This window comes from Anaerolinea thermolimosa (assembly GCF_001050195.2).
Taxonomy (GTDB): domain Bacteria; phylum Chloroflexota; class Anaerolineae; order Anaerolineales; family Anaerolineaceae; genus Anaerolinea; species Anaerolinea thermolimosa.
The window spans coordinates 2,176,977-2,195,494 of sequence record NZ_DF967965.1 but is presented as its reverse complement, the minus strand read 5'-3'; the positions used below and the strand labels follow the sequence as shown (position 1 = coordinate 2,195,494).

The following is an 18,518-nucleotide window of genomic DNA, read 5'->3' as shown; positions in this document are numbered from 1 at the left end:
CGAGTCAGGGCTCATGCCTGCAAAGTGCAGGTCTGCGGTAAAAACGTTCACTGACCGGCGGAGAACTGGACAAAAACACCACACTGCGGTAAAATCTGACCTCGCGATTGTGGAACTTATCTGGAGGATTTGTAAGTTGGCGAACATCAAGTCACAAATTAAGCGAAATCGACAGAATGAGAAGCGAAGGCTTCGCAACCGGGTTTACCGGGGGCGTGCCCGAACTTTTGTAGCCAAAGCCCGCACTGCCATCGAGACCGCCTCGCCGGAAGAAGCCAAAGAGGCTGTCATTCGGGCGGTCAGTGCCCTCGACCGGGCTGCCGAGAAAGGTGTCATTCATAAAAATAACGCCGCTCGCCGCAAGAGCCGCCTGATGAAGCGCCTTGCAGCTCTGGCAAAGTAATCCTTGTTCGATCCCCGGAGGTAATCTTTCCGGGTGAGCTTTGTCGCTACAAGAAACGCCCTTTCAGTGGGCGACGGCAGCGGGAGGATTGACTCCCGCTTTTTTCTTTAGGGCATAGCCAGCTGAGGGAACCGCAGCGGATGCCCAAGGGGTTTCAGGAGTACCGGATGTTTGAAGCCGAGCAAAAGCAGGTAAATCAGCGCATCCTCGCCTTCTGCAGGGAGAGGGGCCTGCCTGAGCCCAGGCTTTCCTGGGGATGGATACCATTCGATGGGCATTGGGGCATTTCCACCTCGTTGTTTCAACTGGCGGCTCAGGAAATTCGCGCAGCCGGGTTGAAGGCCAACGTTCAAGAGCGGGCAACTGAACTTGCCGAACAGATTGCTGCCTTCCTGGGCACGCCTGAGGGTTTTGAGCGGGTTGAAGCGGTTCGGGGGTATCTTAACCTCTATTTTTCAACCGCCACGTATGCTCAAAGGGTGATCGATGCTGTTCTTGAGCAGGGGATCAATTTTGGGCGGGGTGAGCGTCTCCATGAGCGGGTGATGGTGGAATTCTCTCAGCCCAATACCCACAAGGCGTTTCATGTGGGGCATTTACGCTCAGCCATTCTTGGAGATACGCTTTGCCGCATTCTTGAGTTTGCCGGTTATGACGTGGTGCGTGCTAACTACCCCGGGGATATCGGTTTACACGTCATTAAGTGGCTCTGGAATTACATGAAATACCATGCCGGTGAGCGCCCTGAAAAGGATATTACACGCTGGATGGGTGATATGTATGCCGAAGCCGTCCGGCGATTGGAAGAAAACCCCGAACTGGAAGCGGAAGTTCGCGCTCTTTATGCCCGCTGGGACCAGCGCGATCCTGAGGTGGTGCGCCTCTGGCAAGAAACCCGACAGTGGTCACTGGATGGTTTCGATGAGATGTACCGGCAGCTCGACATTCGTTTTGATGTGTATTATTTCAATAGCATGGTTGAGCATCCCGGTAAGGAAATGGTTGACGAGCTTATCGCCAAGGGAATCGCTCAGGATGAACGCCCCAACGGCCCGGTAATTGTGAAGATTGACGAACTGCTTGGACTCAAGCAAGAGAAATACCGTGTGCTGGTCGTCCTGCGTTCTGATAACACCGCGCTTTATGCTACCGAAGACCTGGCACTGGCCAAAAAGAAATTTACCGATTATCCCGACCTGGTCCGCTCTTATTATGTGGTGGATGTGCGCCAGTCGTTGCATTTTCAGCAGGTTTTTAAGACCCTTGAGCTGGCAGGTTATGAGTGGGCCACTCGCTGTCAGCATGTTCCGTATGAGATTGTCACCCTGCCCGGTAATGTAGTGATGGCCTCACGCGAGGGAACGGTGGTTTTGCTGGAAAACCTCATTCGAGAGGCCATTCAACGTGCACTTCAGGTGGTGGAAGAAAAGAATCCTGAGCTGTCTGCCGATCAGAAAATGGAAGTGGCCCGGGCGGTTGGTATTGGGGCCATTAAATACCCCATGCTGGCGCGGGAGAATGCCAAGATTGTTACTTTTGACTGGCAGGCCGCGCTTGATTTTAATGGACAGGCGGCGCCTTATATTCAATACGCACATGTGCGGGCGAACAGTATTTTACGTAAGGCAGGCGTCGCCAAAGTGGAAGACCTGCCTGCTCCAATGCCTTACCGGTACAGCCTGGCGCAGGCCGAGATTCAACTCATTGATCTTCTTTCGCGCTTTCCAAGAGAAGTTCAGCGTGCGGCGGCTGAGCTTAAGCCATTGCACATCGCCAATATTGCGTATGATCTGGCCAGGGCTTTTACTGATTTCTATAATGAATGTCCGGTTCTCTCGGTAGAGGAACCGGTGCGCAGCGGGCGTTTACGCCTTGTAGCTGCGTCACGGCAGGTGATTGCCAATGCCCTGCAACTGCTCGGTATTACTGCCCCGGAGGTTATGTAAGTGAAGGGTAGGTTCTGAGCCTGAGTGGCTCGGAAGGAAGATCAATGGTTGATTTTGTAACTCGATAAAGGAGTGATCAAACACATGACACCGATTCGAACCATTATCATGGGGGCCGCTGGACGCGATTTTCACAATTTCAATGTCTATTTCCGTGATAATCCTGATTATCAGGTGGTTGCTTTCACGGCCACGCAAATTCCTAACATTGAGGGAAGGAAGTATCCTGCTGAACTGGCCGGTAAACTTTACCCGAAAGGGATTCCCATTTACCCTGAGACGGAACTGGAACGATTGATCCGGGATTTTGAGGTCGATCAGGTTATTTTTGCCTACAGTGATGTTCCGCATGAATATGTGATGCATAAGGCATCGGTGGTGCTGGCTGCCGGGGCTGACTTCCGGCTGATGGGAATGAAAGAGACACAGCTGAAATCGAGCAAACCGGTGGTTTCTGTTTGCGCTGTCCGCACTGGTTCTGGAAAAAGCCAGACTACCCGGCGGGTATCTCATATCCTTCGCGAGCTTGGTTACCGGGTGGCGGCGATTCGCCATCCCATGCCTTACGGTGACCTGGTGAAGCAGAGTGTTCAGCGCTTTGCCGATTACAGCGACCTTGACCGCCATGAATGCACCATTGAAGAACGGGAAGAATACGAACCTCATCTGGATAATGGGGTCATTGTCTATGCCGGAGTCGATTACGAGAAAATCCTTCGTCAGGCAGAGCAGGAAGTGGATATCGTGCTCTGGGACGGTGGTAACAATGATTTTCCTTTTTATAAACCTGATCTGGCGATCGTCGTGGCTGATCCGCATCGCCCGGGGCATGAGTTGACGTATCATCCGGGTGAAACCAACGTGCGTTCGGCGGACGTCTTTGTCATCAACAAAGTAGATACTGCCGCTCCGGAGAATGTGATTCGAGTGCGTGAGAATCTCTACTCGGTCAACCCGGATGCCATCATTGTTGAAGCCGCATCACCGCTTTTTGTGACTGATCCATCCGCCATTCGCGGAAAGAGGGTGCTCGTGATCGAAGATGGTCCGACCCTGACCCATGGAGAAATGGCCTACGGAGCAGGCTGGGTGGCAGCCCGGCGATTTGGTGCGGCGGCAATTGTTGACCCCCGGCCGTATGCGGTTGGGACGATTGTTGAAACTTATAAGAAGTATCCGTCCACCGGGCCGATCCTTCCGGCCATGGGGTATGGCGAGGCTCAGATGCGTGATCTGGAGCAGACCATTGCCAATGCCCCGGTTGACCTGGTCATTTCGGCGACGCCGATTGATTTGACGCGGGTCATTCGCATCGATAAGCCCATTCAGCGTGTCCGTTATGAGCTGGCAGAGATTGGCCAGCCCGACCTGGCGAGCATCCTGACCGAAAAGTTCGGTCGTAAGTAATCTTTTCTGGAGAGAAATCCAACCGCCTGGGGAGCAATCCCGTCTGCGGTTGGATTTCTCCGTTAAAATAAGCGTATGTTTGTAGATGAGACCATCATTTTTGTGAGAGCAGGGCGGGGTGGAGATGGCATGGTGCACTTCCACCGCGAAAAGTTTGTACCCCATGGTGGCCCCGATGGCGGAGATGGCGGGAGGGGAGGGGATGTCATTCTCGAAGCCCGGCGAACGCTGAACACCCTGGCGGCTTTTCGATATCGGGCCCGGTACGAGGCGGAAAACGGCGGGCGCGGCGGGCCCAATAATATGACCGGAAAATCGGTCCGGCCGTTGATTATTCCTGTTCCGATGGGCACCATGGTCTTTGATGAGCAAACGGGCGAATTGCTTGGCGACCTCACACGGGATGGTCAGCAACTTGTAGTAGCTCGCGGGGGGCGCGGCGGGCGTGGCAACCAGCATTTTGCCACTCCCAGCAATCAGGCCCCCAAAATGGCTGAAAGAGGTGAGCCGGGCGAAGAACGCAATCTGCGGCTGGAACTTAAGCTAATCGCTGATGTGGGCATCGTTGGAATGCCGAATGCGGGAAAGTCGAGCCTTCTGGCAGCTGTGACCAATGCTGATCCAAAAATTGCCGATTATCCCTTCACCACGCTCGAGCCGAATCTGGGCGTGGCTGAACTGGATATAAATACAACGATTGTTCTGGCAGATATCCCCGGCCTGATTGAAGGTGCTCATCGGGGAGTGGGCCTGGGAGATACCTTCCTGCGTCATATTCAACGCACGCGGGTGTTGATTCATCTGCTGGACGGAACCTCTGAAGACCCGCTGGCTGACTTTTCTCAGATCAATACTGAGCTGGCGCTATACGATGAGAAACTGGCCGAGAAACCACAGATTGTGGCTGTGAATAAAATGGATTTGCCCGAAGTGGCCGAACGATGGCCAGAAATTAAGAAAATGCTGGAGGAGCGCGGGTATCAGGCCATGCCAATCTCAGCACTGGCGCGCACTGGAACGAAAGAATTGCTCTGGAAAGTGGCAGAATTGCTCCAGACTGCTCCTGAACCAACCTTACCTCGCTCGGCTGAATTGCCCGTTTACCGCATGGGCGAAGATCCACGAAGTTTTACCATTGAGCGCATACCAGAAGGCTGGCGCGTGCACAGCCCGGCTCTGGAACGGGCGGCAGAGATGACTTACTGGGAGTATGATGCGCCGGTGCGTCGCTTCCAAAAGTTGATTGAGACGCTGGGGGTAGATAAAGCCCTTCGTGAAGCCGGGGTGCAGGAGGGGGATTCGGTCTTTATTGGTGATTACGAACTGGAATGGCAGGATTGAATCATGCGCTTAGGTGTTTTTGGAGGCACTTTCGACCCCCCTCATATCGGGCATCTTATTCTGGCCGCTGAATCTGCCGAGCAACTGGGTTTGGACCGGGTGCTGTGGGTCATCACCCCTGATCCTCCTCACAAGACGGGGGTACCGATCTCTCCCCTGGATGTACGGTTGCGTTTGCTGACCGCTGCTCTTGATGCTGACCCACGTTTTGAAATTTCGCGGGTAGATATTGACCGCCCGGGTCCGCAGTATGCTGTGGATACAATCCAAATCCTCAGGAAAGAGTATCCCGGGAGCGAATTGTTTTATTTACTGGGCGGGGATTCACTTCATGATTTACCTAAATGGCATGCCCCGCAACGGTTCATTGCTTCGCTGGATGGCATAGGGGTGATGCACCGGCCAGGTGACCGTGTTGATCTGGGGGGAGTGGAGCGCTTTTTGCCGGGCCTAGCCGTGAAAATCCACTTTGTCGAAGCGCCCTTGCTTGAGATTGCCTCGCGTGATATCCGTGAGCGCGTCAGACAGGGGCGACATTTTCGATACTTTGTCCCTGATGCGGTGTATGCCCTCATTCAAGACCTGGGCTTGTATCAGGCCTGACCCCAGTTAATGCCAGACAAACGTTTGCAACCAGAGGACGCCGATGATCAGAGAAAGAAACGTAATCACGGCGCCAGAACGGGTATATTCCCAAAAGTCAAGGTTGACCTGCCTGCGGGCGGCAATTTCGGCTACGATCAGATTGGCTACCGAGCCAAGTAGTGTCAGATTCCCTGCGAGGGTGGAGGCAACCGCCAGAGTCAGCCAGCCAGCGGATGGGTTTGAAAGGCTGGATACAAGCGGTCTCAGCAGCATCACTGCCGGGACATTGGAGACCAGGTTGCTGAGAATGACTGTGACGGCTGTCAGACTCCAGGCATTGGCTTGCTGTGAGATCGGTATTTGTTTGAAAATTTCTGTGGTCACGCCGTTGGTTTCCAGAGCGCCGGTGAGGATGAACAATGCCGCAAAGAATACGAGCAGGCTCCAATCGATTTCTGCGAGCACCTTTGCCGGATCAACCCGGCGGGTGAAAAGAAGGAGACATGCTGCCAGACAAGATGCGTATGCGATGGGCACGCCCGCCAGAAAAGCGGTCAGTAGCCCGGCGATGATCACCAGGGTTTTGGTCAGCATGGGGCGTATTACCAGGATGTTGGTGGGAGGCATTTCTTTGAACGGCTGGCCCCTGAATTCCTGCGGGTAAGCCAGCACAAGTACCAGCCAGACTCCCCCCAGCCCCAGCAGGGCAATCGGCGTGAGGCTGGCAGAAAACTGGGCATAGGGAATGCCCGAGGCGATCCCGATAATCATATTTTGAGGGTTGCCGGTAAGGGTGGCCGTAGAGCCGATATTGGCAGAACATGCCAGGGCGATCAGGTAGGGGATAGGGTTTCGTTCGAGGGTCAGTAAAAGGCTCAGCACCAGCGGGGTGAGCATCAGGCAGATGGTGTCGTTAAGAAAAAGAGCACTCAGAACCCCGCTGAGCATGATTTCAATGGCGAGGAAGGTGCGCGGATTACGGGTAAGCTTGAGAAGGCTGCTGCCCGCCAGCCGGAAGAAACCTGCCATTTGAAGGTTGGCATTAATAATCATCATGCTGAAAAGTAAAATCAGGGTATCGAGGTCGAGAAATTCGCGAATCTGATTGAAATGGATTTGTTTCAGCGCGAGAAGCATCCCCACCCCAATCAGGGTAAGGGTGGTGCGGTTCACCATCAGCCCGGGCCATCGTCCGATGGCGATGCCAATGTAGGTAACCAGAGCAATGATCAGGGTAAGCCAGAAATTAGTGCTCATAAGAAAGACTCAGGGATGCTGTGTGGTGCATCCCTGAGCGCCGATTATACCCAAAGGTTTGGTTTCTGTGCTGTTTTTACTCGCTGATCAGGTTGAGGTTACCCACGCCTACTTTGACCTCAATGCGCAGAAGGGGCCCTTCTCCGGTAGTGCGGTATTCATTATCGTTAACGATCCAGGTGCCTTCGGTGGAAATGGTATTGAGGCTGGAGGAAAGAATAATCCGGCAGTTGGAAGTCCTGGGGACGCGCAAGGTGATGTTGCCAAGACCGCCGTCTACATAAACCCGCATATCCCGTTTGAGCTGACCTGAGAAATCAAGGGAGAAATTTCCTGCCCCTCCGCGGAAGTTGATTACATCAGCATCGGTATTCCCGAGCCCTTTTAACTTAATATTAGACGCTCCAGTTTCATACGTGAGGGAATCCATCCGCACTGGATTGGGTGAAGAGAACACAAGGTCAGCCTGACCAGCGCCATCTGATATCTTCAACCGAACCAGTGGAATACCTGTGAGGTCGAGTTTTCCTTCGTAAGCACCTGCTTCGATGGTGAGATCTAAAGGCTGATTCCCCAGCCGTAAATCCCAGTCATTGATCACGTTCCCTCCTGATGGAATACTACCGACCACCTTCTGGTCAATGCGAACTTCGCGGCCATCCCGGGAGATGGTAGGTTTCCAATCGGTAACGTTATATTCCACTGTGCCCTCAACCAGATGTTGCGAACCGCCCTGGAGGGTCAATTTTCCTCCGCCCATGCGGAGCACCAGCTCGGCGGGGCGTAAATCGGGGTAATCTTCTTGAATAGTGACGGTTTGTTTTTCACCGACCTTTGCGGTAGGAATATTAACGGTGATGGAACAGGCCAGAGAGAGGATCACCAGCAGGCTCAGCAAGATAAACGCAGGATTTTTCATAGGGCATCTTCTCCTTGTAGAAGATTCAGGAGGCGGGGGATTCAGGAGTAATCGAACCGGCATCGGGTGGCGGCACAGGTGAAATCGATGAGGTGGAAGGTGGTGGATAGGAGGTCATTCCAAAGCGGGTCAGGATAATACCTCCAAGACTGATGATTATGACGAGGAAAGGAACAATCCAGCCGATGCACGGAATGATCCCGTTCGCTAATGCGGCGGCAAGCGAAAGGATCAGGGTGCCGATCCCGGCGCTTACCGGGGGGCTCCAGGATGTTTTAAACGCTTCAGCAAGTCGTTCGCCCACCAGCAAGCCGGCAGAGATCCAACCAAGGAGAAGAGCGATGGCCAGACCGAGGATCCCCAGCAGGCTAACCGGCAGGAGGATGATGGTAATGGCCACCAGCACTAGGAGGATGGGTAACACGACGATTGAGAGCAGTCCTAAACCACCGGCCAGTACCGGTTGCGTCAGCATCGTGGTGCGGATGCGTTCCATGGGGCGCAGGGCAAAGAGCGAAACCAGAACCGCGAGGGTGGCAATTGCCATCGATTGGAAGATCGGGGCGATCAGCCGCCAGAGAAAATTTACACTGTTGGAAACCTGTGAGCTCACACTGGGGAGGTTGATTCCGGGACGTCCCGCGCCGATATTCCCGCGAATGATCGCTTTTTCAGATTTTGAGATGGTAGCCCCGAGAGAGAGCACATCCCCATTAATGATGGCGGTATCTCCAATCGAAACGACTCCACCCATTGCCGAGACGTCGCCTGTGATTTCACCATCAATAGACAGAGATCCACCCAGGATGGCAACATTGCCATTGACTGTAGAGCCCGTCTCAAGAACTGCCGAGCCGCCAACTACAGTGAGGTCGTTATTGAGGGTTTCACCTGAACGCAGACGGTAACTTTGCCCGACGACCAGGCCATCTCCTTCGCTGCGGAAGGTTGGAGCACAGGCCGAAGCCAGAGCCAGTGTGGCGATTAAGATTGCCAGAAGAAACCACCATTGTCGTGTTTTCATCGATTCCATACTCCTGTTAGTGCAGTTTTCCAGATAGCAAAAGTCCAGATCAAAACCAGGATGCTGAAAGAAAGGCCCAGAGCGATTCCTATAATGATGTTCAAACTGGCAGGTGCAAGGCTAAGCCAGGTAAAGGCCAGGCCGCGAGCCGCGGCGAATGTGCTGGCGGTTGTTGCCAGGGTGTGAACGGCAGCCTGAATCCACTCGGTGGGCGAGGTGGTGAGTAATAGAATGCACACGAGTGATAAGAAGACCAGAGTCGTGGCGGCCACCAGAAAGAGAAAGAATCGCCACGCCTGCCGGCGTTGTTCCCGTTGACGGCGTTCTATCAGGCTGTGGCGCCAGCGGCGTGTAAAACCCGGTTGTGGTGCCAGCATCACTGGAGAGGAAAGGGCTTCTTCCTCCAGTTGAGACCACTTCTGGCGCAACCGGGCGCATTCCTTGCAGGTGGCCAGATGTGTGGCCAGGGCCTCCTGCTCGGCGTGGGTTAAAGAGTCGGATTCGAAGATCCACCGTTCATAAGGCTGGTGATTCATTTTTTCTCCTTTCGGGGAGGGCGCTGGCGGCGGGAGCCTCGTAGGCCTGAGCCAGCTCGCGGCGGGCACGGAACAACCGGCTTTTCACCGCGCTTATCGATAAAGAGAGGCTCCGGGCAATTTCTTCCTCCGAAAATTGGTACCAGTAACGCAGAATAATGGCTGCCCGGTCAGGAGGACTGAGACGGGCCAGCAGACGTTGAATTTGTCCCTGATGTTCAAGTTCAAGGAATACCTTTTCGGGATTGGGAGTGGCATCGGGGATGGTTTCCTCGGGGAGTAAATCTAAAGCCAGGGTGGGGAACCGGCGCTTCCGTTGCTGGTCGATGCAATAGTGTGCCGCGATTGAAAGTAACCAGGTGGCGAATGGGCGCTGCTGATCGTAACGATTCAGCGCCTGGTAGGCGCGCCAGAAGGTCTCCTGAGCGGCATCTTCAGCCTCCTGAGGGTCACCCAGCATGCGGTAGCACAGGTTATACACTGGCCTCTGATATGTCTCCACGATCAATGAAAAGGCGTTGTCATCGCCATGAATGGCCTGTTGGAGCCATTCTGCTTCCAGGTTATTCACCCGCGCGCTCCTTGTCTTCTATCTATCTCAATATACGCATGGGATGGAGGTAAGTTGCAAAAAAGATGGGCTTTGGTAATTTTCTCTCCAGGGAGAAGTGCTTTCATTATACTCATCTACCGGGTCTGTTTCGATTGGCGATTTCTTGAGTTTTCTACTATACTTTACCGGTAAAAGATTGCGGTTGGGAGGATGGAGATGCAAAAAAGGGTCAGCCAGCAAGGGATTTCGGTGCGGGCAATTTCCGGTACACACGTGGTGACCTTGGGTTTTAACGCTACAGAAGATGCCCGACACGGATTGCTGGGTTTTGCGATCAGGCGTACCGATCACACCGAGAAGGAAAGTTACTGGTTGAGAGGATTTAAAACTTTTCGATCGGTGGTGCCTGCTCCACAACCGGGACAGACCTACAGCCTTATGGAACACCCGGTGCAGGCTTTTTTGTGGGGCGATTATACAGCCAAGCCTGCGCACGATTATACCTACGAGGTGGTTCCGTGTTATGGTGAGCCAAAAAACCTCCGGCCGGGGAAGGCGGTGCGGGTGCGCATTCACACTGACCGGGAGGATCGCGGGAAACATGCCATTTACTTCAATCGGGGGGTTGCGGCTTCTCAGGCGTATGCCTGGAAATTCGGCAACCGGTCACCTGACGAAGTTCCCGACCGAAAGGCCTATATCTGGCTCTCTCGAGGTCTGGAGGAAGCCTTGCTGGGCTTCATTGCTCAGGCAGATGGGCCGGGGCGGGGATTGTACGCCTCGGTGTATGAATTTAACTACCTTCCGGTGTTAAAGGCATTCAAAGCTGCCTATGAAGCGGGCGCTGACGTGAGGATCATCTATGATGCCCGTCAAGATCCCCCTCTCCAGGCTACCCGTGAGGCCATCGATGCTGTGGGGCTGCCGGCCTCCATATTGATTCCCCGGACGGCTTCAAAATCGTACATCTCTCATAATAAATTTATCGTGTTACTCAAACGCGGGCGTCCGGTGCAGGTGTGGACCGGTTCGACCAATTTCACCCGGGGAGGGATTTTCGGGCAGGCGAATGTGGGCCATGTGGTTCGAGATAGCCGGGTTGCGCGCACCTACCTGGATTACTGGAATTTGCTGGCGAGTGACCCTGATGCAAAAACGCTGCGCCTGCGGGTGGCAGAGTTGACTCCCAATTTACAAGAGATGCCCGACCCGGGGTGTACACCGATGTTCAGCCCCAGACCAGATCTCCACCTGCTAAACTGGTTTGCTTCCCGCCTGGAGGGCGCATCTCAGGCTGCATTCCTTACAGCTGCCTTTGGGGTTAATCCGCTACTGGCATCTGTGTTGCATAAAGATCGCGATATTCCTCGCTTTTTGTTCCTTGAAAAGGAAGGCAACAATATGGAGGTTTATACCGCTGACCCGGATGTGCATATTTCTGTGGGTTCACGGCTTGGCCCCGATCCATTGTATCAGTGGGCGGCTGAACGCCTGACGGGTTTCAACCTGCATGTGCAATACATTCATACCAAGTTCATGCTGATTGATCCTCTGACTGATCTGCCAGTGACAATTACTGGCTCGGCGAATTTCAGCGAGGCTTCCATAAAAAACAATGATGAGAATACCCTGGTCATTGCCGGAGACCGCCGGGTGGCTGAGATTTATCTGGGGGAGTTCATGCGCCTTTTCAACCACTTCTATTTTCGTTATCAGGCGAACCGGGTTCGCCTGCTGGCAGAGGGGGAGGAGTTGCCGGGGGTTTTCCTCCTGGAGGATGACTCGTGGACCCGGCGTTATTACAATCCTGAATCACCACGCTTCAGGTTGAGAGAATTGTTTGGCTGAGCCCGATTTGCGGAATCAGAAAATACAGGATGAATTTCCTATTGACAAGGTGAAGTAAATCTGGCTATGATCTTGATTAAGATTGTTAATGTTCAAGATGACTGAATTGTTTATCCTGGGGCTTTAATTTCCTCCGATTCACTGATTCCCACCGGGATAGGTGAACGATAAGGCATGGGGAGCAATCTCCATTGCCCGCCATTGCGCAAAGGAGGGCTTGCTGTGGCACAGACTACCACGGTGAGTCCTCTTGTTGCTTTGATGAGGGGACTGGATCATAAGTGCGAGAAAGGAGGTGGCCCGTTCCGGATTGTTGATCCTTCATACTCTCTTTCCACAGTTGGTTGGAGTTCTTTCTCGCTTTCCGTTCTTTCGCAGGAGGAAAACCTATGTATCTCGTACGTGTCAACATGACTGATCGAACCTATCAGGTGACGGATATTCCGGAAGCCTATCGTCACCTGGCAGGACGGGGGTTCACATCCAGTGTTGTGGCGGCTGAAGTTCCGCCCCTGTGCCATCCGCTTGGGCCGAACAATAAACTGGTGTTCGCCCCAGGGTTTGTTACCGGAACGAGTGCTCCTACCTCGGCACGTTGCTCGGTAGGTGGAAAATCTCCTCTCACGGGTGGGATCAAGGAGGCCAACGCTGGTTCCTCGTGGGCGGCGGATTTAGCGGTGATGCAAATTGGCGGATTGATCATTGAGGGGAAGCCCTCCAAGAAGGATGAATACTGGGGTATTCACATTACTTGGGATGGCAAACCAAAGGTTGAGTTCTTCGATGCCACGCAGTACACTGGAAAGCAGCTTTCTCAGGTTTTCCCCGCCATTTATGAGAAATTTGGTGAGCGCATCTCCGTGTGCAGTGTGGGGGCGGTTGCGGAGCTCGGGTATTCGAACGCCGGTGTGGTTTTCAATGACCAGGAGAAGCGCCCTACCCGCTACGCCGGGCGCGGTGGTCTGGGATCGGTAATGGCTTCTAAAGGTTTAAAGTTCGTGGTGCTCGATCGTGCCGGGGCACCGGGGGTTGAGATTGCCGATAAAGCGCTCTTTGAAGAAGGGCGCAAGAAGATGATCGATGCCCTGCGATCTCATGCCATTACCAAACCCAAGGGTGGGCTGAACACCTATGGTACAGCGGTATTAATTAACATCATGAATGAGGCAGGCGGGTTACCCACGCGCAACTTCTCCAGCGGGCGTTTTGAGGGAGCTCCAAAAATTGCCGGTGAGGCCATTTTCGAGACTGTGAAGACACGAAAGGGCAAGGAAATTTACAACCATGCCTGCAGCCCGGGGTGCATTATTCAATGCTCCAATACGTATTACGACGAAAATGGGGAGGAAATCGCCTCATGCGTGGAATATGAGTCGGACTGGGCGCTGGGGGCTAATTGTGGCATCGATAACCTCGATGATGTGGCCAGAATGGTGAAACTGTGCAATGAGTATGGCCTTGACACTATTGAAACCGGTACGACGATCGCTGTGGCCATGGAAGCCGGGGTCATTCCCTTTGGAGATAGCAAGGGTGCGATTAACCTGATCCATGAAATGGGGAAAGGTACGCCGCTGGGTCGCATCCTGGGCGCGGGCACAGCAACCACCGGTCGAGTCTACGGGGTTACCAGGGTGCCAGTGGTCAAGGGGCAATCGATGCCGGCCTATGAACCGCGCGCGGTGAAGGGCATCGGAATTACTTATGCCACCACCACGATGGGGGCCGATCACACCGCCGGGTACACCATTGCACCCGAAATTCTGGGCGTGATGGGCAAGCAAGACCCCCTCAGCCCGGAAGGTAAAGCTGCTTTAAGCCGCGCTTTCCAGGCGACCACTGCATTCATCGATTCAACCGGCCACTGTCTGTTCATTGCCTTTGCCATTCTGGATATCGCAAGCGGTTACCAGGGTATGATCGATGAAGTTAACGGGGTGCTGGGCACCCATTGGACAGCGGATGATGTCCTCAAGCACGGAGCTCAGATCCTCAAGACGGAGCGGAAGTTCAATGAAGCGGCAGGCATTGGTAAAGAGGCTGATCGGATGCCCGAATTTATGAAAACCGAACCGCTTCCTCCGCACAACCAGGTCTTTGATGTTCCCGATGAAGCCCTTGATTCGGTTTTCTCTGAGCTGTAAAGGGTTGTGAAGCATGTGGGGGGCCATCAGGCCCCCCACAGAAACCGGGTTGATGTATGCCGAAAATTAAGATCGATGAAAACTATCGGGTCATTCTCCCGGAAGATTTCTGGGAACGAAGGAATTTCCCAGAGGGGGTAGACTTCTGGCTCAACGAGCGGGAAGGCGACATCATCCTGCACCCACGTCTACCGGATGTTCATAAGCTGTACATCGAAGCCACTACAGGGTGTAATTTACAATGCCAGACCTGTATTCGGAATGTCTGGGAAGATCCGGTGGCGCTTATGCCACAGGCTCTTTTCGATCAGATTGTTTCACGATTACCTGAATTACCCGAGTTAAAACGGGTTGTGTTCACCAGTTTTGGTGAACCGCTGACTCACCCCCATATTCTGGAGATGATTGAGGCCATCCGCAGACAAAATATCGCAGTAACGGTTGGATCAAACGGCTTACTGCTCTCGCCTAAGATGGCAGAAGAATTGATTCGCCTGGGAGTGGATCGCCTGGTGGTTTCGATCGATGGGGTTACTCCTGAGACCTACGCCGGGGTACGAGGAGCAGCCCTTTCACGGGTGCTGGAAAACATCCGGCAATTGAATGCGTTAAAACGCCGGTTTGGCTCGTTAACACCGGCGCTAGGGATCGAATTTGTAGCCCTGCGTTCGAATGTGGGAGAGCTTGCTCAATTAACCGGTCTGGCCTCTCATCTGAACGCCTCCAGGGTGCTGGTGAGCAATGTGCTTCCCTACACCGAGGCCATGCGTGAAGAAGTTCTTTATGGGCATGAACCTCAGGAGCCGATGAAATCTGGGGGGTTCCCGGTGAGAGCAGATGCCTGGGTGATGTGGGGAACACTCGACTTGCCGCGCATGCACTGGGGAGCCGAGCGCCGCTGCCGGTTTGTCAACGACCGTACGATGGTGATTGGCTGGGACGGTGGGGTATCACCCTGCTATGCCCTTTCGCATAACTATACTTACTTCACCATCGATGGGCGCAAGAAACGTGTCAGCCGGTACCTGCTGGGAAACGTGAGCCGGGATTCGCTGGCGGAAATCTGGATGTCGGAAGAATATGTTCGCTTTCGCAGTGAGGTACGTATGTTCCATTTTCCCTCCTGCCCGGATTGTGATCTTCGAACCACATGTGATCTGCGAGAGAATAACGAAGGATGCTGGGGATGGAATCCTTCCTGTGCTGATTGTCTGTGGGCGCAGGATATTATTCGTTGCCCATGAAAATCCAGGTTAAGCTGTTTGCCTCGTTTGGAAGATATCGCCCGGGCGCTCTGCCCGGAATGCCGTTTGAACTGGAGCTCCCGGAGGGAGCAACCCTGCGTGATTTGATCCATCAACTGGGACTTCCAGTAGAGGAAGTAAAGGTTTGTTTTGTCAACGGACGAGTGGAAGAGCTGGATTACACCCTTTCGGAAGGGGATGAAGCTGGAATTTTTCCGCCCATTGGAGGTGGGTGCCTACCATGATTCACATTGACACATGGCTGTACGGTGAACTTGCCCGGTATGGGGGTGATAAGAACGAACGTGTTTTTGCAAACCCGCAGGTGGAACTCCCTGATGGGAGTTGCCTGGCTGATCTCCTAAAAGCCCTGGGCATGGATACCAATGAGCGAGGAATTACATTTATCAATGGAAACCTGAGTGCGATGCCCGGTCTTCAGCCTGATCTCAACCATCCGTTGAAAGATGGCGACCGGGTGGCCTTTTTCCATTTGCGTTCGATGTGGCCTTTCCAGTACCGGCACGGTGTGACCATGATCCCCGAAATGCAACAGGCCATGTTACAAAGCGAAGATCTGGGCCTGCACCATGCTTACGATGCAGAGGAAGAAGGGCAGGGATAACCCGACTTTTGTAAAATATATCTATTCTTTTCTGAAGAGGCTCTTGGGAAAGCCTTTTTCTTTGGTGTTGGTATGTCATCCCGGGTTAACAGGTATAATTAACTCTATCCTATCTAGTTTGGAGGTATTATGGCAAGCAAGGTTTTTTGGGGATCGCCGCGTCAGGCGAAACTGGACGCAAACGAGACGCTCCCGGCAAAACTGGATTTGATTCTGGAGCAGCTTCATTTGCGTGATCGAGTCAAAGATGAACTGGTAGTTCTCAAAATGCACACCGGTTCGAATATTGGTTACTCGACTGTGCACCCCTTATTCGTGCGTAAAGTAGTGGATGCGATCAAGGAAGGGGGCGGGCAGCCAGTGGTGGCTGATATTGAGTGGGATGTCAAAGGGGCTGAGAGGCGCGGATATACCTCAGAAACACTGGGTTGCCCCATTTATCCGGCAGCCGGGCTGAAGGAAAATTACTTCTATCCGCATCACCGCCCTTACAAGAACATTGAAGAATGGCACTTGGCCGGAGCCATCCAGGATGCAACCTTCCTGGTGAATTTCGCCCATGCCAAGGGGCACCCGAGCTGTGGCTACGGCGGGGCGATTAAGAATCTTGCCCTGGGTTGTATGGCCGGAAAGACGCGCTCGGCCATGCACGATGCCATGCATTTTGATCCCTACTGGTTCCCTGAGAAGTGCCCGGACCCGGCGGTACGTAAAGCTATTATTGAGTCCTGCCCCTTTGGAGCCATTGTTCAGGACCGTGAGAATGAAAGCGGGTTGCATCTGCATTTTGAGGGGTGCAATCAGTGCGGGCGTTGTTTACAGGTGGCGCCTCCGGGGAGCCTGAAAATTGATCCGGTCAATTTTCACACCTTCCAGGAAGCCTGTGCCATCAGTACCAGTATTACCCTTTCCACATTTGAACCTGGCAAGGCGGTGCACCTTGTTCTGGCGACTCATATGACTCCGGTATGTGATTGTTTTGGCTTCACCAGCATGCCCATTCTTCGCGATGCCGGGATTTTTGGTTCCGATGATATTGTGGCCCTGGAACAGGCCGTGCTTGATGAAACCGCGAAATATCCGCTCATTGAGGAGAACATTCCCACCTCGATGGAGGTTCACACCCGGGTGGGGCATCCCTTGCGCTGGCTCCATGGGCCGTACAAAGACCCCTATAAAGTGGTCGAATATGCCGAGAAACTTGGGCTGGGAACCCGCGAATATGAGCTGGTTGATGTTTTGCCGGTGGCTTCCTTCCAGAGGACTTCGGTTACCTACATTCCGGCCAGCTGAAGGTTTTAAGTCCGTGGTCAATTTCAGGGGTGGCTTTAACAGCCACCCTTTTTGATTACAGGCTGTTACCGCAAGTTTCGGGCGTATTCTTGCAGCTTGATTTCATCGGGGGTCTCGGCAGTGATGATGACACCATGGGGAAGGGGTTTCCCATCTTGATCTACGTGCACGAAAGTAATAAAGCCATCTACGATCACGTCTTCTTCACTTTTCCCTTTCATCTTGACATGGGCCACCAGCCGTGAGCGCCCGGCAAAGACGATCTGGCTTTCGAAACAGATGACCTCACCCCGTTGCACGGGACGGGTAAAGGACATGCCGTGGATTTTTAAACAGACGATATTTTCCGGGCGGGCAAGGGCAGAAGCCGCAATAAAACCGGCTTCCACAAACCATTCGGCGTTACGCCCGGCAAAAAGGGTGCCGTGATGGTTGAGGTCTTCACTCTTGACGAGATGATAGGTGGTGAGGGTTTGAATGGACATGGTCGCTCCAGAAATTAAGATAAGCCAACTTTACTTCCGGGTGAACTGGCTGTCAATGCTGAGCCCTGAGCGTTCCGCACTATAATTGATTAAGAATAAGGAGGAACCCCCTATGATTACCATTCAAGAAGCTATTCATCGCATTCAGCAAGAAGTGCCGGGAGAGATCCCCGCTGATACGGTGGATCAGTTCAAGATCGGTGACCCGGCTCGCCCGCTGACGGGCATCGTCACGACTTTCATTGCGACCTGCAAAGTGATAGAGGAAGCCGCGGCAGTGGGAGCCAATTTGATCATCACCCACGAGCCTACCTTTTTTAATCATCGGGATGAGGTGGAGTGGCTTCAGAAGGACGTGGTGTATCTCTCGAAGCGGCGGCTTTTAGAGGAGAAAGGAATCACGGTGTGGCGCTTCCACGACGGCTGGCATGCCATTCAGCCGGATGGTATTCTGGAAGGAACATTGCGTAAACTGGATTGGAAGCCCTACCAGGATGGGTCTATACCCTATTTGCTTCACCTGCCTGCTCAAACGCTGGAGGAACTGGTATTCTTTTTGAAGGAAAAGCTGTCTGCGCCAGTGCTGCGTGTGGCTGGCCCTCGAGAACTGGTTTGTCAAACAGCGGCGCTGATTCCCGGTTCGGTTTGGGGAGAAATGCAGGTTGAAGCCCTTGGCAGGCCGGATGTTGATGTGTTGATTTGTGGAGAAGCTCCCGAATGGCAAACGGCTGAATATGTGCGTGATGCGGTTGCCTGTGGTCATCCCAAAGGCCTGATCATCCTGGGGCACGAACGAAGCGAGGAAGCGGGTATGGCTTACCTGGTAGAATGGCTGGGAGAACGTTTGCCTGACGTTCCCATTCACTACCTGCCAGCGGGTGACCCAATCTGGTTCCTCTAATAAAGTA

At 53.5% G+C, this 18,518-nt stretch carries 18 protein-coding genes; 12 read left to right on the top strand and 6 right to left on the bottom strand.

The features are described from left to right. The first annotated feature begins 136 nt into the window (after window positions 1–136). From rpsT to nadD, 5 genes are all read left to right on the top strand, one after another. Window positions 137–403, top strand: a complete 267-nt coding sequence (rpsT, locus tag ATHL_RS09985) for a 30S ribosomal protein S20 (RefSeq protein WP_062192968.1) — start codon at window positions 137–139, stop codon at window positions 401–403. Between the two features lie 167 nt (window positions 404–570). Further along, window positions 571–2,349 (top strand): arginine--tRNA ligase, encoded by a 1,779-nt coding sequence (argS, locus tag ATHL_RS09980; protein WP_114679489.1) that lies wholly within the window; start codon window positions 571–573, stop codon window positions 2,347–2,349. A gap of 84 nt (window positions 2,350–2,433) precedes the next feature. Further along, window positions 2,434–3,756, top strand: a complete 1,323-nt coding sequence (locus ATHL_RS09975; protein ID WP_062192962.1) for a cyclic 2,3-diphosphoglycerate synthase — start codon at window positions 2,434–2,436, stop codon at window positions 3,754–3,756. Window positions 3,757–3,831: 75 nt separating this feature from the next. After that, entirely contained in the window at window positions 3,832–5,097 is a 1,266-nt protein-coding gene (gene obgE / locus ATHL_RS09970; RefSeq protein WP_062192959.1) for a GTPase ObgE, read from the top strand. 3 nt (window positions 5,098–5,100) lie between these two features. Further along, window positions 5,101–5,700 (top strand): nicotinate-nucleotide adenylyltransferase, encoded by a 600-nt coding sequence (gene nadD / locus ATHL_RS09965; RefSeq protein ID WP_062192956.1) that lies wholly within the window; start codon window positions 5,101–5,103, stop codon window positions 5,698–5,700. A gap of 6 nt (window positions 5,701–5,706) precedes the next feature. Here the strand turns inward: nadD and ATHL_RS09960 are convergent, their stop codons facing one another. The 5 genes from ATHL_RS09960 to ATHL_RS09940 all read right to left on the bottom strand — a co-directional run bounded on the left by ATHL_RS09960 (window position 5,707) and on the right by ATHL_RS09940 (window position 9,989). Further along, window positions 5,707–6,939: an anion transporter gene (locus ATHL_RS09960; protein ID WP_062192953.1), complete on the bottom strand. Its 1,233-nt coding sequence runs from the start codon at window positions 6,937–6,939 to the stop codon at window positions 5,707–5,709. A gap of 76 nt (window positions 6,940–7,015) precedes the next feature. Further along, window positions 7,016–7,858: a toast rack family protein gene (locus tag ATHL_RS09955; protein ID WP_062192950.1), complete on the bottom strand. Its 843-nt coding sequence runs from the start codon at window positions 7,856–7,858 to the stop codon at window positions 7,016–7,018. A gap of 25 nt (window positions 7,859–7,883) precedes the next feature. Continuing rightward, window positions 7,884–8,882, bottom strand: coding sequence for a bactofilin family protein (locus ATHL_RS18880; RefSeq protein ID WP_062192947.1), 999 nt, complete (start codon window positions 8,880–8,882; stop codon window positions 7,884–7,886). Beyond that, on the bottom strand, window positions 8,879–9,418 hold the full coding sequence (locus ATHL_RS09945) for an anti-sigma factor family protein (protein ID WP_062192944.1): 540 nt from the start codon (window positions 9,416–9,418) through the stop codon (window positions 8,879–8,881). The genes ATHL_RS18880 and ATHL_RS09945 overlap by 4 nt, the downstream gene beginning before the upstream one ends. Next, entirely contained in the window at window positions 9,399–9,989 is a 591-nt protein-coding gene (locus tag ATHL_RS09940) for an RNA polymerase sigma factor (RefSeq protein ID WP_062192941.1), read from the bottom strand. The genes ATHL_RS09945 and ATHL_RS09940 overlap by 20 nt, the downstream gene beginning before the upstream one ends. 198 nt (window positions 9,990–10,187) lie before the next feature. Here ATHL_RS09940 and ATHL_RS09935 point away from each other — a divergent pair, with 198 nt between their 5' ends. From ATHL_RS09935 to ATHL_RS09910, 6 genes are all read left to right on the top strand, one after another. Then, a complete protein-coding gene (locus ATHL_RS09935; RefSeq protein WP_062192938.1) occupies window positions 10,188–11,819 on the top strand; it encodes a phospholipase D-like domain-containing protein in 1,632 nt (543 codons plus the stop codon). A gap of 389 nt (window positions 11,820–12,208) precedes the next feature. Beyond that, window positions 12,209–13,963: an aldehyde ferredoxin oxidoreductase family protein gene (locus ATHL_RS09930; RefSeq protein WP_062192936.1), complete on the top strand. Its 1,755-nt coding sequence runs from the start codon at window positions 12,209–12,211 to the stop codon at window positions 13,961–13,963. Between the two features lie 56 nt (window positions 13,964–14,019). Beyond that, window positions 14,020–15,207 carry a tungsten cofactor oxidoreductase radical SAM maturase gene (locus ATHL_RS09925; RefSeq protein ID WP_062192933.1) on the top strand — a complete coding sequence of 396 codons (1,188 nt, stop codon included), beginning with the start codon at window positions 14,020–14,022 and terminating at the stop codon, window positions 15,205–15,207. Then, on the top strand, window positions 15,204–15,452 hold the full coding sequence (locus ATHL_RS09920; RefSeq protein ID WP_062192930.1) for a MoaD/ThiS family protein: 249 nt from the start codon (window positions 15,204–15,206) through the stop codon (window positions 15,450–15,452). Before ATHL_RS09925 ends, ATHL_RS09920 begins: the two co-directional genes overlap by 4 nt. Beyond that, the gene (locus ATHL_RS09915; protein ID WP_062192928.1) at window positions 15,449–15,832 is read left to right on the top strand and encodes a MoaD/ThiS family protein; all 384 of its coding nucleotides are present in this window, start codon (window positions 15,449–15,451) and stop codon (window positions 15,830–15,832) included. The genes ATHL_RS09920 and ATHL_RS09915 overlap by 4 nt, the downstream gene beginning before the upstream one ends. Window positions 15,833–15,961: 129 nt before the next feature. Continuing rightward, the gene (locus tag ATHL_RS09910) at window positions 15,962–17,125 is read left to right on the top strand and encodes a DUF362 domain-containing protein (RefSeq protein ID WP_062192925.1); all 1,164 of its coding nucleotides are present in this window, start codon (window positions 15,962–15,964) and stop codon (window positions 17,123–17,125) included. Between the two features lie 65 nt (window positions 17,126–17,190). Here ATHL_RS09910 and ATHL_RS09905 read toward each other — a convergent pair whose 3' ends face one another. Further along, window positions 17,191–17,610, bottom strand: coding sequence for an acyl-CoA thioesterase (locus tag ATHL_RS09905; protein ID WP_062192922.1), 420 nt, complete (start codon window positions 17,608–17,610; stop codon window positions 17,191–17,193). 112 nt (window positions 17,611–17,722) lie between these two features. Here ATHL_RS09905 and ATHL_RS09900 point away from each other — a divergent pair, with 112 nt between their 5' ends. Continuing rightward, window positions 17,723–18,511 carry a Nif3-like dinuclear metal center hexameric protein gene (locus ATHL_RS09900; RefSeq protein ID WP_062192920.1) on the top strand — a complete coding sequence of 263 codons (789 nt, stop codon included), beginning with the start codon at window positions 17,723–17,725 and terminating at the stop codon, window positions 18,509–18,511. Window positions 18,512–18,518 lie beyond the last annotated feature (7 nt).